The 16133-nt window shown below is 46.5% G+C and carries 16 protein-coding genes; 8 read left to right on the top strand and 8 right to left on the bottom strand.

Translation table 11 applies throughout. The annotated features are described in order from the left end of the window. Positions 1–259: 259 nt before the first annotated feature. Positions 260–1669: an alkaline phosphatase gene (locus D0T87_RS18195; RefSeq protein ID WP_163176671.1), complete on the top strand. Its 1410-nt coding sequence runs from the start codon at positions 260–262 to the stop codon at positions 1667–1669. Between the two features lie 48 nt (positions 1670–1717). Here the strand turns inward: D0T87_RS18195 and D0T87_RS18190 are convergent, their stop codons facing one another. The 3 genes from D0T87_RS18190 to radC form a co-directional block, all read right to left on the bottom strand. Beyond that, positions 1718–2482, bottom strand: coding sequence for a UDP-2,3-diacylglucosamine diphosphatase (locus D0T87_RS18190; protein WP_163176669.1), 765 nt, complete (start codon positions 2480–2482; stop codon positions 1718–1720). Between the two features lie 3 nt (positions 2483–2485). Further along, positions 2486–2797 (bottom strand): iron-sulfur cluster assembly protein, encoded by a 312-nt coding sequence (locus D0T87_RS18185; protein ID WP_163176666.1) that lies wholly within the window; start codon positions 2795–2797, stop codon positions 2486–2488. Positions 2798–2921: 124 nt separating this feature from the next. After that, complete coding sequence (radC, locus tag D0T87_RS18180; protein ID WP_163176664.1) at positions 2922–3623, bottom strand: DNA repair protein RadC; 702 nt, start codon at positions 3621–3623, stop codon at positions 2922–2924. Between the two features lie 257 nt (positions 3624–3880). Between radC and D0T87_RS18175 the strand changes: the two genes are divergently transcribed. Further along, positions 3881–5839, top strand: coding sequence for an LruC domain-containing protein (locus D0T87_RS18175; RefSeq protein ID WP_163176662.1), 1959 nt, complete (start codon positions 3881–3883; stop codon positions 5837–5839). A 68-nt stretch (positions 5840–5907) separates the two neighbouring features. Here the strand turns inward: D0T87_RS18175 and D0T87_RS18170 are convergent, their stop codons facing one another. Both D0T87_RS18170 and efp read right to left on the bottom strand, forming a co-directional pair. Then, on the bottom strand, positions 5908–6897 hold the full coding sequence (locus D0T87_RS18170; RefSeq protein WP_163176660.1) for a glycosyltransferase family 2 protein: 990 nt from the start codon (positions 6895–6897) through the stop codon (positions 5908–5910). Positions 6898–7015: 118 nt separating this feature from the next. Continuing rightward, positions 7016–7582, bottom strand: coding sequence for an elongation factor P (efp, locus tag D0T87_RS18165; RefSeq protein WP_163176658.1), 567 nt, complete (start codon positions 7580–7582; stop codon positions 7016–7018). A 168-nt stretch (positions 7583–7750) separates the two neighbouring features. On the opposite strand from efp, the gene rpmH reads away from it, so the two are divergent. From rpmH to D0T87_RS18140, 5 genes are all read left to right on the top strand, one after another. Then, on the top strand, positions 7751–7912 hold the full coding sequence (gene rpmH / locus D0T87_RS18160; protein WP_163176656.1) for a 50S ribosomal protein L34: 162 nt from the start codon (positions 7751–7753) through the stop codon (positions 7910–7912). Between the two features lie 127 nt (positions 7913–8039). Further along, positions 8040–8672, top strand: a complete 633-nt coding sequence (locus tag D0T87_RS18155; RefSeq protein ID WP_163176654.1) for a PASTA domain-containing protein — start codon at positions 8040–8042, stop codon at positions 8670–8672. Positions 8673–8698: 26 nt separating this feature from the next. Then, positions 8699–9769 carry an RluA family pseudouridine synthase gene (locus D0T87_RS18150; protein ID WP_163176649.1) on the top strand — a complete coding sequence of 357 codons (1071 nt, stop codon included), beginning with the start codon at positions 8699–8701 and terminating at the stop codon, positions 9767–9769. After that, on the top strand, positions 9766–10743 hold the full coding sequence (locus D0T87_RS18145) for a D-alanine--D-alanine ligase (protein ID WP_163176647.1): 978 nt from the start codon (positions 9766–9768) through the stop codon (positions 10741–10743). The genes D0T87_RS18150 and D0T87_RS18145 overlap by 4 nt, the downstream gene beginning before the upstream one ends. 72 nt (positions 10744–10815) lie before the next feature. After that, positions 10816–11964, top strand: coding sequence for a 1-acyl-sn-glycerol-3-phosphate acyltransferase (locus D0T87_RS18140; protein WP_163176645.1), 1149 nt, complete (start codon positions 10816–10818; stop codon positions 11962–11964). Between the two features lie 233 nt (positions 11965–12197). On the opposite strand, the gene D0T87_RS18135 is transcribed toward D0T87_RS18140, so the two are convergent. Continuing rightward, positions 12198–13154: an acetylornithine carbamoyltransferase gene (locus tag D0T87_RS18135; protein ID WP_163176643.1), complete on the bottom strand. Its 957-nt coding sequence runs from the start codon at positions 13152–13154 to the stop codon at positions 12198–12200. A gap of 131 nt (positions 13155–13285) precedes the next feature. On the opposite strand from D0T87_RS18135, the gene D0T87_RS18130 reads away from it, so the two are divergent. Then, a complete protein-coding gene (locus D0T87_RS18130; protein ID WP_163176641.1) occupies positions 13286–13750 on the top strand; it encodes a hypothetical protein in 465 nt (154 codons plus the stop codon). Between the two features lie 7 nt (positions 13751–13757). Here the strand turns inward: D0T87_RS18130 and D0T87_RS18125 are convergent, their stop codons facing one another. After that, complete coding sequence (locus D0T87_RS18125; RefSeq protein WP_163176639.1) at positions 13758–15008, bottom strand: glutamate-5-semialdehyde dehydrogenase; 1251 nt, start codon at positions 15006–15008, stop codon at positions 13758–13760. Positions 15009–15015: 7 nt separating this feature from the next. Further along, entirely contained in the window at positions 15016–16098 is a 1083-nt protein-coding gene (proB, locus tag D0T87_RS18120; protein WP_163176637.1) for a glutamate 5-kinase, read from the bottom strand. Between the last annotated feature and the right edge of the window lie 35 nt (positions 16099–16133).

Below are 16133 nucleotides of genomic sequence, written 5' to 3'. Positions count from 1 at the left end.
ACATGCAACTCAATTTTATGCTAATAATGTCAAAGAACTATGGAGGATAATAACCTCAAATACAAAATATTACAAGAAAACTTAACAGCCCTGCCTCCAAAGGGGGATAAGCTGCGCTATAAAGCGGTACCGCAAGGTATCCCCCTTTGGAGGGGGTAGGGGGAGGATAGTTAAAACAGCTTTTTTGTTTATTAAATCTGGCATGTGCAAACAAAATCACTACCTTTGTTACTCATGACTTAATAATTAACATAATATTATGAAGAGAACTATTCACGTATTATTGTTTGCCGTACTCGCCACAGCGGTGTTTGCACAAGGAAAGGCAAAGTATGTATTCTATTTCATTGGCGATGGAATGGGTGTTAACCAGGTAAATGCTACCGAGATGTACCAGGCAGATGCCGAAGAGAACCGTATCGGGATAATCCCTTTGCAATTCAGCCAATTCCCAGTGATTAACATGGCCACGACCTTCTCTGCGAATGCTCCGGTTACCGACTCGGCAGCCGCTGGAACTGCCCTGGCAACAGGCGAGAAAACCTATAACTCTGCTATCGGAGTTGATGAACAAAAACAACCCCTGACTTCGGTTGCCGAAATGGCAAAACGCTCCGGAAAGAAGGTCGGAGTGACCACCAGTGTAAGCGTTGACCATGCCACTCCATCTGCTTTTTATGCGCATCAACCCAATCGTAGCATGTATTACGAAATAGCACTCGACCTGCCTAAAGCAAACTTTGATTTTTATGCCGGTGGTGGATTTCTTAAACCCAATACAACATTCGACAAGCAAGAAGCTCCAGGTATTTTCCCAATCTTTGAGGAAGCCGGTTATACAGTAGCAAGAGGATATAATGATTTCAAAGCCAAATCTTCTTCTGCCAAAAAGATGATACTGATTCAGGAAGAAGGTGCCAATCCGGGATGTTTATCTTATGCAATAGACCGTAAGGAGAACGATTTAACCTTATCGCAAATCACAGAAAGCGCTATCTCTTTCCTTACTAAGAATAACAGTAAAGGCTTCTTCCTGATGGTAGAAGGCGGAATGATCGACTGGGCATGTCATGCTAACGATGCTGCAACGGCTTTCCATGAAGTAGCTGATATGGATGCTGCAATCAAAGTGGCTTATGAATTTTATAAAAAGCATCCGAAAGAAACCCTTATCGTAGTTACTGCCGACCATGAAACGGGTGGTATTACCCTGAAAGGTGGAAAACAAGGTATGCAGTTAAAAGCATTGAAACACCAAAAGCAATCGCTGGGAACTTTATCAGCCCGCATCACACAATTGCGTAAACAAAAAGAACATAAAGTAAGCTGGGAAGAGATCAAAGCACTTCTTGGTGAAACGATGGGATTCTGGACCGAACTTCCAATGAAGTGGGAACATGAAAAACTACTTCGTGATAGCTATGAAGAATCTTTCTCAAAAGCCGGCAACCTGGCTATGGAAGAAAGCCTGTATACCAAGCTCGAGCCGATTGCAGCTAAAGCAAAAGATGTAATCAACGATATTGCCGGACTGGGATGGAGCACAGGTGGCCACTCTGCCGGATATGTTCCTGTATATGCCATCGGCGCAGGCTCCGAACTGTTTAAGGGCAAAATGGATAATACCGATATCCCAAAACGTATTGCAAAAGCTGGCGGCTATAAATAGCAGCCCGCATGGAAACCTCGCAGCGGCACATTGCCGCTGCCTCGTCCCCTAAGGTTGGGTTTCTCCTTCGATGTATTCTTCGAGGAAAAGGTTTTCTCCGTCGAAGACGGCATAGGAGAAGTATGAGATCCAATCGCCTAGAATCATCATGCGTGCCGTTCTGCTTAACATCAGGTCGAGCATGATGTGGCGGTGTCCGTAGATGAAGTAATTAATATTGGGGTGAGCTTTAAGGTACTCTTTCGAATAAAGAACAAGGAATTCCTTATTCTCCCCCATATATTCGGGCTCTTTACCATCTTCGCGTTTCAGCCGGCTGTGCTTGGCCCAGTTTAAACCCCATTCCAGCGTCCAACCGGGGTGAATAGCAGCAAATATCTTTTGTAATACAGGGTTACGAAATGCGGAGCGGAGAAATTTGAACGTCTTGCCCGGGTCGCCCAAGCCATCTCCATGAGCCAGGTAGAACTCCTTGCCGTGTATCTCGGTGGTCAGTGGCTCATAGTGCATAATGACACCACACTCTTTGGTGAGATAGTCCTTGCACCAGATGTCATGATTGCCAATGAAGAAATGCACTTCCACCCCCATATCGGTCAGCTCGGACAACTTACCCAGGAAACGGGTATACCCTTTGGGTACCACGTTCTTGTACTCGTGCCAGTAGTCGAACATATCGCCCAGCAGATAAACAGCCGATGCTTTATGTTTGATACTATCCAGAAAGTTCACAAGGCGGCGCTCTTGTGTACGTCCCGATTTAATGGCCCTTGACCCCAGGTGGGCATCCGAAAGGAAATAAATGTTCTTCATCCGCTATAAAAATCCGAGTTCCAGTTTGGCTTCTTCACTCATCATGTCTTTGTCCCATTCCGGCTCAAACACAAGATTGACGGTGGTAGATGTCACTCCCTCTACCGATTCCACTTTCATGCGTACGTCTTCCATGATAAAATCGGCTGCCGGACAGTTGGGAGCAGTCAGAGTCATGTCGACAACCGTTGCTCCGTCTTCCGATACATCAATCTTATAAATTAACCCCAGGTCGTAAACATTAACCGGGATTTCCGGGTCGAATACTGTCTTTAGTACTTCGACTATCTTTTCTTCAATTTCGAATGTAGTCATACTTAAAATGCTTTATTAATGCAAAGATAGTTTTTAAATTGAGAATTGAGAATTGAGAATTGAGAATTACGATGCCGATCTGGTTTTATATTTGTCATCCGCATGGTAATTCTCAATTCTCAATTTACAAGAGTTCTCCTTTATCTGCGAAACTATAATACTCTCCATCACAAATAATAACATGATCGGAAAGGCGAATGTTCATCGTTTGTGCTCCCTGGGAAACGGCAGTTGTAAGTCTTTTGTCGCTTACACTTGGTGTAGGGTTGCCCGATGGGTGATTATGGATCAGCACAATTCCTGTGGCTCGTTGCAGTATAGCCTCGCGTAGAATCAGGCGTACGTCGGCATATGTTCCGTCTATTCCTCCGGTACTTATCCGTACTTTATCAATGACCTTACTGCTTTGGTTGAGAAGAAGAATCCAGAACTCCTCTTGTGAAAGATCGCACAAAAGAGGGTGGAATATCCGGTAGATATCTGTCGAGCATGTGATCTGGGTACGCTCCTTGATTTCCTGCATCTTTCTTCTTTTTCCGAGTTCCAGTGCAGCCATGACTGTTGTAGCCTTTGCCGGGCCAATGCCCTTAAAATCGGAAAAGTTGCGGTAAGTCCACTTGCCCAACTCATTCAGGTTGTTATCACAAGCCAGAAGGACTCTGCGCATAAGTTCTACGGCGCTTTCTTCTGTATTGCCGGAGCCAATAAGAATGCCCAGCAGTTCTGCATCGCTGAGTACATCTATGCCCTTCGCTATCATTTTCTCGCGTGGGCGGTCTTCTTCTGCCCATTGGTTGATGCTGGGCTTTTTGTTCGTCGTATACATTTGGGTTTGTGTTTTTAGAGCGGCAAAGGTAATGAAATTGTTTGGTGTAACTCGATGTGGCGTTGATAAATATTTTTCTAATGAGGATTTACGCCTTGTTTGTAATTGCATAGAAATGAGCTCATAATGAATGAAATTGCAAACGATTGCATAGAATTTACTATCAAAAGTTGTATATGTTGATCGGCTGTACAAAAGATTGTGCATAGATTTGTCGATAAAAGGAGACTATATTGTATAACTTTAATATTGATGCTATGAGAAAGAGAAGTGGTAACTTTTTTGCAATTAGCTGTCTGCTAGCTACAATTTTTTTTCTAACCGGCTGTCAGGACAAAGACTATTATGAACCTAAAGTGCCCGGGGAAACTGTAAATTCTAACCCCTCGCTGGCTGAATTCTCGACTACCCGGACCGTGACATTAGACTTTTCCTATCAGGTGCCCGATGGATGCGGAGCAGCGTTCGACCTGTATGCAGAGAATCCGTATACGTTCCCTGAAAATGGTCAGCCTGTCCTTCAGTCTGGTGCGGAACCCATTGGGAGTGGTATATTTGTAGGCGGTGCGAATCGTTTAACCAAGATGCTTCCTTCGTACGTGGAGGAACTGTATGCATATTCGGCGAGTCCGTTGGTTCCCAATCTGCTATATGCTAAGATTGTGGATGGAGTTGCTTCTTTCGAGAGGGTCGAAGCAACAGCTCAAAGAACGACCTCGCGTGCTGCAGGTGATTTCTGGAACAGAGACGCAAGTCTCTTCCTGGGTCAATACGGCAACCGCTTGGATGTAGATGCCAAACACCGGCCCAATTATATTGCATATGCCAATGCAATTCCTCAGTCAACGTTGACTCGTATTGCGAATACGTTTCCCGAAAAAGTACGTGCCGGTGAGGAGTATTACACTGATGCTTCCATGTATCTTCAGCAAGATGCGAAAGTCTGGGTAGGGATTATCGGGAATGGTGCATGGTGGGATAATACCCTTAGTTATTTCTGTTATAAAGGAAAGAAGGAGGATTTGCAAGCCATGGACCGGATGGATGTGACCGAGGTCGTTGCTATTCCTTCTCTGGTTCTTCGCGATGGTGGCTTGCAGATTGGCGATTATGTGCAGTTGAAGTATTATAATGCTGAAACCGGAATGCTCGAAGAAGAGTTCCCGAAAGGAACGACTATTGGTTGGATGTTGCGCTCACAGAGTTATAACTCGGCCAACCAAACGCTGGTGCAATACCCTTATGGTATATTTTACTCTGTAATAGGTTGGAATGTGGAAAACGATAAAACTCTCCGTAACCACACAATGGCTTTTAACGCAGGTACTCAGCAGAATCCTTTTATTTGTTTCGGCTTTGAAGATGAATATAATGATAATGGAAAGGGCGACCGTGATTGCAATGATATAATCTTCCATGTGGCAACAGACCCTCATGATGCCATTAATCCTCCTCCTGTTATTGATCCGGTAGATGATATTATCACTTATGACAATAGCTTGGGAGTGGTAGCATTTGAAGATTATTGGCCTAGAAAAGGAGATTATGATTTGAATGACGTAGTCGTGAAATATACCTCATCGGTAAAGTTGGTTAAAACGGCTAATGAAGCTGTGGCATATGCAACAGAGATTCAGGATTGCTTTGGCCTGATTCATACAGGTGCCGACTATAAGAACAGTTTCTCTTATAAAATTCCTTTTGCGATGTCCGATATTGAAAGCATTGAAGTAGATGATGTAGAGTCATCCTATACAGACGATGGCGATGGCGTTATTATTGATCTGTGTAAAGATGTGACTGCCGCAATAAAGCCATACCAGGACCCGGTTACGCCTAAAGTCTATAACATAACTGTTAAACTGCGGAATAACCGTATATCCCAGGAGGTGTATAATCAGAATCCGGCTCCTTATAACCCATTTATCTCTCCGGCGGCGGGGGTAGAGGTGCATCTGCCGTTCTATAAACCGACAAGTAGGGCAAATATCTTGCTCTTCGGAACGGAAGATGATCGGTCAAACCCAAGTAAAGGTCTTTATTATGTAAGCGGCGAAAACATAAACTATCCGTTTGCGATCCATCTTTCCGGTATCGGAGGATTTGTAATCCCAACAGAGACGAAGAGTATAGACGTAACTTATCCGGATTATACGAAATGGGTAGAAAGTGGTTTTGAGAGATACTTAGATTGGTATTCCCATCCAAACAAATAAGGATTATAAAGCAAGGTTAATTTCAAAAAGGGGTATGGCTGCGGGATGCAATCATACCTCTGTTCTTTTTACTTGTAGAAGTTCTTGTTGAATGCGGAAAACTCATCTTTGCCCAACACGCACCTCTGCCACCAGGCACGCAAGAATCCGGTGCCATATCCGATGAGTTGAACGAAAGAAGCGGCCACGGCATACATCCCGATAATGAGGCTCTTGTTCTGTATAGAAGCATCTATGGTCACTAATAAAGCATAGCATGCAATAGGAAGAAAGCTATATAGGCAAAATATAGCGCCGATAAGGAAAAAGGCAACGCCTATGGTAAATGCAGCGGGAAGCAAATGCACCAGTTTAAGTGATTCGGGATACTTCTTGTATAGATTAATCCGGGCTATTCCCGAGTTGTGCACCTGTTTGAAGAACTTCCTCAGGTCGGTGCGGCGTTTATGGTATACCCATGCATCTGGGAACAGCCGGCATGTGTATCCGCCTTTGAATATGCGAATGCTGAAATCAATATCCTCGCCAAACCGCATATTGGAGAATCCACCCAACGCTTCGTAAACCTCTCTGCGTATTCCCATGTTGAAACTCCGCGGGTAGAATTTATCCATTTTCTTCTTCCCGCCACGGATACCGCCGGTGGTGAAGAAGGAAGTCATTGAGTAATTGATTGCTTTCTGTATACGGGTGAAAGATTCGTGCGCCTTATCCGGGCCACCAAATGCATCGGCCTCACTCCTTTGCAACTCTTTCTCTATTGCTTCAAAATAACCCTCCGGAAGAATACAATCCGAATCAAGTATAATGAGGTATTCGCCCTGGCTTCTTTCGGCTCCGTAGTTGCGCGACTGTCCGGGGCCGGAATTGGGCTTGGTAAAGTACTTAATATCTAAAGTTGAAGCGTATTTGTCCACCACATCCTTGCATGGAACGCTGGAACCGTCTTCCACTACAATCACCTCAAAATGGGTATACCGCTGTAATGTGAGGCTATGCAACAATTCATCCACTTCATCGGGACGATTGTAGACGGGGATGATGATGGAAAATTTCATGGAATGAAATTTTCAGTTGACAGTTAACAGTTGACAGTTGACAGTTACCATGCGGATGAATTAAAAATAAGAACCTGCATAGTAACTTTCAACTTTCAACTTTCAACTTTCAACTGAATTAACCTTTTACTCTTCCCTGGTAAGAGCCGTCTCTTGTATCAATTTCGATCAGTTCGCCTTCGTTGATGAACAATGGAACGCGTACGGTAGCACCGGTTTCGAGCGTTGCAGGTTTCGTTGCGTTGGTTGCTGTATCACCTTTAAGTCCTGGCTCGGTGTAAGTTACTTTAAGGGTCACTTTTACGGGAACTTCGGCGTAAAGTACAGTTTCTGATTCAGCATGTGATACTACATCTACGATATCACCTTCTTTCAGGAAGTCAACACCTGTGATCAGTTCTTTAGCGATAGGAATTTGCTCGAAGGTTTCCTGATTCATGAAGTTGTAGCCCATATCATCCAGATACAGGAATTGGTAAGGACGACGTTCGATGCGAACTTCTTCAATCTTCACGCCTGCGTTGAATGTTTTTTCAAGTGTACGTCCTGTAGTTACACTTTTCATTTTAGTGCGAACGAAGGCAGCGCCTTTTCCGGGTTTTACATGCAGGAATTCCGTAATGAAATAATAGTGACCGTCGAGGTCGATACACATACCGTTTCTGATGTCTGAGGTAGTAGCCATAGATTTGAGTTTATAAGTTTTTGAGTTTATTGGTTGCAAAATTAATGTAAATCGGTAAAAATCACACTATGTTTTGACTAAAAAAGACTTAACTCTTGGTTTATTTGAAAAAAGTACCTATTTTTGCAACCCAATTCGTGAGAATAATAACGTAAACAATATATAGTAATGAAAAGAACATTTCAACCCTCTAACAGAAAGAGAAAGAACAAACACGGTTTCCGTGAAAGAATGGCTTCTGCTAACGGTCGCAGAACATTGGCTGCGCGTCGTGCTAAAGGTAGAAAGAAACTAACTGTTTCTGACGAATACTGCGGAACCAAGAAATGATTTTCCGAATAGGCCTGATATGATAGGCTTATCGCTGAGAAATACAAGGAAGTGAAGGTTTTATTAAGATTACCTTTACTTCTTTTGTTTTTTATACTATCTTTGAAGCACATAAGCTACTATAGTTATGACAATAAAAGAATTCTTCTCTTTTAAAAAGAACCGCTTCTTTTGGATAAACCTTCTGGCTATGATCATCGTGGCCGGCGTGTTGGTGTTTGTTGTCCTGAAGGCGCTCGATTCATATACCCGTCATGGTCAGGCAATTATCGTACCTGATGCCAAGGGGAAAACCGTACATGAAGCACAAGACCTTTTCGGTGCTGAAGGATTGCAATGCATCGTAACAGACTCGATGTATGTGAAAGAAAAACCCGCAGGGAGCATACTTGAACATGTGCCTTCGAGCGGACAAAAGGTGAAAGAAGGAAGGGTGATCTATCTTACCATTAACACGTTGAACGTTCCCACGCAAATCATTCCCGATGTGGCCGATAATAGTTCTTTGCGTCAGGCTGAGGCTCGCCTGCTGGCGGCCGGTTTTAAACTGACCAAGCATGAACCGACCCGGGGCGAGAGGGACTGGGTGTACAACATTAAGTATAAAGGGCGTGTTCTGGCGGCGGGTGAAAGAGTACCCGTAGGCTCAACCCTGACCCTGGTTGTGGGCGATGGTGCCGGCGAATCTTTTGAAAGCGACAGCACAGTGGAGGCACCCGTAATAGACGATGGTGGAGCAGCCGATGAATCCTGGTTTTAGTAGACTAGCAGACAAAGAAACAGCACATGGTTGAAGAATATTCGGACGATATAGATAATGATCTTGACGATATCGAATCCGTAGGCGGTACCGGCGAGCTATACGAGCACTTTCGGGTGGTGGTAGATAAAGGCCAGGCCATGACGCGGATAGATAAGTATTTATTCGAACGTATCGTCAACGCTTCGCGCAACCGGATTCAGAAAGCGGCCGAAGCAGGTTGTGTGATGGCCAATGGCAAGGCGGTTAAGAGTAACTACAAGGTGAAGCCGTTGGATGTGATTACACTCATGATGGACCGTCCGCGTTATGAAAACGAAATCATTCCCGAAGATATTCCGCTGGATATAGTCTACGAAGACGAGGCGCTGATGGTGATCAACAAGCCGGCGGGGCTGGTTGTGCATCCGGGGCATGGTAACTATACCGGGACGCTCGTCAATGCCATTGCCTGGCACCTTAAGGATAACCTCGATTATGATGCTAATGACCCGCAGGTGGGGCTGGTGCATCGTATCGATAAGGATACTTCCGGACTATTGGTGGTGGCCAAGACGCCCGATGCCAAGACGAGTCTCGGCTTACAGTTCTTCAATAAAACCACCCGCCGCAGATATCGGGCGCTGGTATGGGGAATTGTTGAAGAAGATTCGGGAACAATCGTGGGCAACATTGCCCGTAACCCGCGCGACCGTATGCAGATGGCCGTATTCTCCGACCCGGAGATCGGGAAACATGCCGTAACCCACTATAATGTAATTGAACGTATTGGTTATGTAACGCTGGTAGAGTGTATTCTGGAGACGGGGCGCACGCACCAGATTCGTGTGCACATGAAATACATTGGCCATGTATTGTTCAATGACGAGCGCTATGGCGGGCATGAAATCCTGAAAGGAACCCATTTCAGTAAATATAAGCAATTTGTAAATAACTGTTTCGACATTTGCCCGCGACAGGCATTGCATGCCATGACGCTGGGATTTAAGCATCCGGTGACCGGCGAGGAGGTGGACTTTACATCGCCGCTGCCCGAAGACATGACCTTGCTTATCGACAAGTGGAGAGGCTACATTAGTAATCGAGAATTAGAATGAAACGTATTATAGCTATCGTTGCGGGAGGGGATTCTTCCGAACTGCCCGTTTCCCTGCGTAGTGCAGAGGGCATTTACTCCTTTATTGATAAGGAGAAATATGAGTTATATATTGTAGAGATGCAGGGCCTCCGCTGGGAAGTCCGCCTGCCCGATGGTATGGCGCCGGTAGACCGTAACGATTTTAGTTTCACGCACGATGGCGCGAAGGTGAAGTTCGACTTTGCTTATATCACCATTCACGGTACCCCGGGCGAGAACGGGTTGCTGCAAGGCTATTTCGATATGATACACGTGCCTTACTCCTGCTGTGGCGTGTTGCCTGCTGCGCTGACCTTCAATAAGTTCGCCTGCAATCAATACCTGAAAGGTTTTGGCATTCGCGTATCCGAGTCGCTGATGCTTCGCCGTGGTTTTGAGATACTGGACGAGGAGGTGATCGGTAAAGTCGGCCTACCCTGTTTCATTAAACCCAACCTGGGCGGGTCTAGCTTCGGAGTATCGAAAGTAAAGACCGCGGAAGATATACAGCCGGCCATCGAGAAGGCGTTCGAAGAAGCCGACGAGGTGATGATCGAGGCGTTTATGCAAGGTACGGAAGTAACTTGCGGCTGTTATAAAACAAAAAAGAAAGAAGTTGTGTTTCCTATAACAGAGGTGGTGACTAAGAATGAGTTCTTTGATTACAGTGCCAAATACAACGGCGAATCGGACGAGATCACGCCCGCCCGTATTCCGGACGATGTGGCAGAGCGTATCCAGTTGCTCACCTCGGCCATTTACGATATTCTGGGGTGTTACGGTATTATCCGCGCCGATTATATTATAACCGAAGGAAACAAGATCAACCTCCTGGAAGTCAATACGACTCCCGGAATGACGGCCGCCAGCTTTATCCCCCAGCAGGTACGGGCCGCCGGAATGGATATTAAAGATGTAATGACAGATATAATAGAAGATAAATTCAGAAGCTAGAATTCAGTAGCTAGAAGTAAGTTACTACTAGCTTCTTACTTCTTACTTCTAACAACTCAAAACCCATAACTTATGAACACAGCTGAATTTGATGAAATCCGCCCTTACCATGACGAAGAGCTACCCCAGATCTTTGACGAGCTGCTTTCGGACCCTGCTTTCAGGCAAGTAGCTGCAAGCGTTTTCCCGGAAATCCCTTTCGAATTGCTGGAAAAGAAAATGCGTGGCAGCAAAACAAAGAGAGACTTTCAGGTAGCTTTCAGCTATACGCTGATGTGGAAGCTGGCTAAAGCGCATTCCGATGGGTTAACGTTGGATCACTCCGCCCTGAAGGATAAGACGAAGGCGTATACCTATATCTCTAACCACCGGGATATTATACTGGATTCCGGATTCCTGTCTATCCTGCTCCTGGACGAGGGAATGGATACGGTGGAAATCGCCATCGGCGATAACCTGCTCATCTACCCCTGGATCAAGAAACTGGTGCGGGTAAACAAGAGCTTCATCGTTCAGCGGGCGTTAACGATGCGTCAGATGATGGAGTCGTCGGCCCGCATGTCGCGCTACATGCATTATACGATTGCGCACAAGAATCAGTCCATTTGGATTGCACAGCGCGAGGGTCGTGCCAAAGATTCCAACGACCGTACGCAAGAGAGTGTACTGAAAATGCTGGCTATGGGCGGCGAAGGCGATGTGGTCGACAAGTTGATGGAGGTCAATATCGTGCCTCTTGCCCTTTCATACGAATATGATCCTTGCGACTTCCTGAAAGCGCAGGAGTTTCAGTTGAAACGCGACATCGAGGGGTATAAGAAAACCGTGCAGGACGACCTCCGCAACATGGAAACGGGACTGATGGGCTATAAAGGCCGCGTTCACTTCCAGGTGGCTCCTTGTTTGAATGACGAACTGGCGCGGCTGGACCGCTCGCTGCCTAAAACGGAATTGTACCGGCAAATCGCTTCGTTGATCGACACGAATATCCATCGCAACTACCGCATGTATCCGGGCAACTATATCGCGCACGATCTGTTGGAAGGCGCCACCGCCTTTGAATCTCACTATAGCAAAGAGGAAAAAGAGCGTTTTGAGCTTTACCTGAAAGGGCAGTTGGATAAGATTGAAATAGCCAATAAAGACGTACCTTACCTCTATAATAAGCTGCTGGCGATGTATGCCAATCCGTTGAAGAACCATTTGGAAGCATGCAAATGATGCGGAAATAGCGCACGCTTTTCTTTGTGAGATAGGCGGGAATTTATTTATGTGACGGATAAACGCTAAAATGCCAGTTTCTTATGCTTGCTGACACCCGGGTGTGAACCCTGCTGACACCCGGGTGTCAAGGCCATTCACACCCGGGTGTCAGCAAGCATAAGAAACCGGCATTTTTTATTATTCAAGGTTCTTTTTAAAACCAGCGGCGGTTGCAATCAACTTTCCGTGGACTATTTCAGCCCTTCCAGCATTCTTTTCAGCACCACCGTTGCCGATATTTCGCGGTTGGCCGCCTCGGGAATAACGATAGACTGCGGACCTTCAATCACCTCGTCCGTAACAATCATATTGCGGCGCACAGGCAGGCAGTGCATGAAATACGCATTGTTGGTAACAGCCATCTGCCGGTCGCTTACCGTCCAATCGCGGTCTTTACTGAGGATCTTTCCGTAATTCTCGCCCGAGTAGGCCGCCCAGTTCTTGGCATAAATGAAATCTGCCCCTTCGAAAGCCTTCATCTGATCGTACTCCACCTTAGCCTTTCCCACGAAGGCCGGATCAAGTTCATAACCTTCGGGATGAGTAATGACAAAGTCGTAATCCGTTTCGTTCATCCACTCGGCAAAAGAGTTCGGTACCGCCTGTGGTAGCGGACGTGGATGCGGCGCCCAGGTCATTACCACCTTCGGGCGGGCTGTTTTCTTATATTCTTCGATCGTAATCAGGTCGGCAAAGCTCTGCAACGGGTGGCGCGTAGCGGCTTCCATCGAGAACACCGGACGTCCGGAAAGCTCGATGAACTGATTGATAATCGTTTCCTGGTAATCAAAGTCACGGTCTTCAAACCGCGCGAAAGCACGCACACCGATGATATCGCAATAACATCCCATAACCGGAATGGCTTCGCGGATGTGCTCGGGCTTGTCGCCATCCATGATCACTCCTCTCTCCGTTTCCAGCTTCCAGGCACCCTGGTTGATGTCGAGCACAATCACATTCATACCCAGGTTCGTTGCCGCCTTCTGCGTGCTCAGACGGGTGCGGAGGCTGGAATTAAAGAAAATCATCATCAGGGTTTTGTTCCGCCCCAATTCTACGTATTTAAAACGGTCGTTCTTGATCTCGAAAGATTCTTCTACGGCTTTCCTCAGATCGCCAATATCATGTACGTTTGTAAACTGTTTCATGCTTATTTAAATTAAAATGGACGGCAAGTTAGACATAAAGTGTTATATTTGCAAGACATGCATTAAAATAATGAATATGAAGAAGCTAGCCTATAAAAGGTTCACTACCCGAAGAGTGCCCAATAGGTTCTATGGTCTATGCATTTACCGTAGACTATACCACGAATGAATTCCTCGGCGGCTACACCGTGCCGTTCCCTGCCGGAAGCAAATCTTTAAAGATGGCCTACGACTACAAGTCGCCAGGTGATTTCGGTAGCGTAAGATGGTACGACGAGCTGAGTGGAACCGACTTGTTTGCCGGAACCATCGTGTGGATGGGAACAGGCAAGCGGACTTTCCCCGAGAATATCTCTCCCGCCAGTGACTTTGCCAAAGTAGACAAACCTGCTGTAATGCCTTCCGTGTATCCCCTCTATCATGGTGATGCCCTGGCCGAGTACAAAGACTATGCTCCAATCTGGAAAGCCATAGCCAACCTACAGGCAGTAAGCTGGGTAGAAGAAACAACCCCGACTTACGCCTATTTGTACGCCCCAAGCGTAGGCGAAGGCGATCCGAAAGAATGGTACTGGGTGTTCTTCCTGATACACTAAACGATACTTAGCTGCGTATCTGCCCCTCTCCCTCGATAATCCATTTATACGAGGTGATTTCTTCCAACCCCATAGGGCCGCGCGCATGTAACTTCTGGGTGCTGATACCGATTTCGGCACCCAACCCAAACTGTGCTCCATCCGTGAATGCAGTCGATACGTTCGTATAAACACAAGCAGCATCTATCAACTGCTCGAACAGGTGCGCATGCTCCTTGCTTTCGGTGACGATACATTCGCTGTGCTTTGACCCATGCTCGGTGATGTGACCGATGGCTTCTGCCAAGTCCCCGACCGTCTTTACAGACATGGTGTAGGACAGAAACTCCGTGCCGAAACTCTCGGGCGTGGCAGGCTGTAGCCATTCTGCCGGATAATGTCCATTCAGCGCCTCATACGCTTCCGTATCGGCATAAATCAACACATTGCTTTCAGATAACTCGCGGCACAAAGCAGGCAGGTCAGCCAGCCGTTTCCTGTGAATAATCAAACAATCCAGACTGTTGCATACGCTGACCCTGCGCGTTTTCGCATTATTAATGATCGGTGCACCTTTGCCGGCGTCACCATATTCGTCGAAATACGTATGGCAGATGCCCGCCCCCGTCTCAATAACCGGAATCGTGGCATTCTCGCGCACGAAGTTGATCAGATTGCTGCTGCCACGTGGAATAATCAGGTCTACATGCCCAACCGCATGCAATAGCTGGCTCGTAGCTTCGCGGTCGGGCGGAAGCAAAGTTACAACAGCAGGATTTACACCAAACTGTTCCAACACCGCATGTATCACACCGACAATCGCTTTGTTCGATTCATAAGCATCTGTACTTCCTTTCAATACACAAGCACTTCCGCTTTTGAAGCAGAGCGAAAACACATCAAAGCTAACGTTAGGGCGCGCCTCGTAGATAATGCCGATCACTCCGAAAGCCACACTGATCTTCTTAAGCCGCATGCCATTAGGCCGTACCGTTTCCCGCAGCACGCGTCCGAGTGGAGAGGGTAGGGTAGCTACGTTCTTCATATCATCGGCTATTCCCTTCAGACGCTCTTCGGTAAGCATCAACCGGTCGTACTTGGGGGCGTTCTTGTCCATGCGGGCAAGATCCTTAGCGTTCTCTTCCAGGATATAAGCACTGTGGCCCACTGTAGCATCGGCTACGGCAACCAGTATTTCATTGATCTGCTTGTCGGTAAGGAGTACCAACTTGCGGCTTGCCTCGCGGGCAGCGACTAGTATTTCGTTTATCTGTTTCATGCGGATATTACTCTAAACAAAGATAATCATAATGCACAATGGCCTTCTTGCCATGTTTGCCTATCAGCGTGCGAGCTTGTTCCGAACTGTAACTTGTCCGTCCTACGCCAATCTGCTTTCCTTTATCATCCATAATGCGGACGATATCGTCTTTCTCAAACTCGCCTTCAATCCGTGTCACCCCAACGGGCAGAATACTGACGGCTTTATCCGAGTTCATCACCTCCGTAGCGCAACTGTTGATGTGTACCTCTCCTTTGGCAAACCCTTCGCTGTGTGCAATCCACTTCTTTACGCTCGAAGCGGCTTCTTTGGCCGGGATAAAGCGCGTGCAAATCGTTTCGTCCGGACGTTGCAGAAGATCCACCAGGATATTATCTTTCTTACCATTGGCAATGATAACCGTAATTCCCTCATCGGCCACCTTGCGGGCAATGTTTGTTTTCGTAATCATTCCCCCGCGGCCAAAGCTGGAACGGGACGTTTGTATATAACTCGACAAGTCTTTGCCTTGCTCAATCTCGCGTATAACAGATGTGCCGGGCTCGGATGGCGGGCCATCATAGATACCATCAATGTTGCTGAGGATAATCAACGCCTGTACGTCCATCATAGCGGCGATCAGTCCGGAAAGCTCATCATTGTCGGTAAACATCAATTCCGTAACCGAAATCGTATCATTCTCATTGACAATAGGAATGACGCCATTGTCGAGCATCACAGTCATGCAGTTCCTTTGGTTGAGGTAATGCCTGCGGGTACCAAAGTTCTCTTTTGTTGTAAGCACCTGTCCGACGGGAATTTCATGCTCGCGGAACAACTCATAATAACGGTTGATCAGCTTGGCTTGCCCTACTGCGGAGAACAGTTGGCGTTGATCTACACTATCCAGCTTCTTGGGTGTCTTAATCTCACTGCGTCCGGAAGCCACCGCCCCCGAAGATATAAGAATAACCTCCACGCCGTTCTTGTACAGCTCTGCCACCTGATCGGTAATGGCCGACATACGCGTAACATCCAGTGTCCCATCCCGGCGGGTAAGGACATTGCTTCCTATCTTAACTGCGATTCGTGTAAACTGTTGATCCATTTCTCTAACAATTTGAAAGCGCAAATATAGTGTTT

Origin of the sequence: Bacteroides sp. 51, assembly GCF_010500965.1 — a bacterium.
Classification (GTDB): Bacteria; Bacteroidota; Bacteroidia; order Bacteroidales; family Bacteroidaceae; genus Bacteroides.
This window is presented reverse-complemented; position numbering and strand designations above follow the sequence as displayed.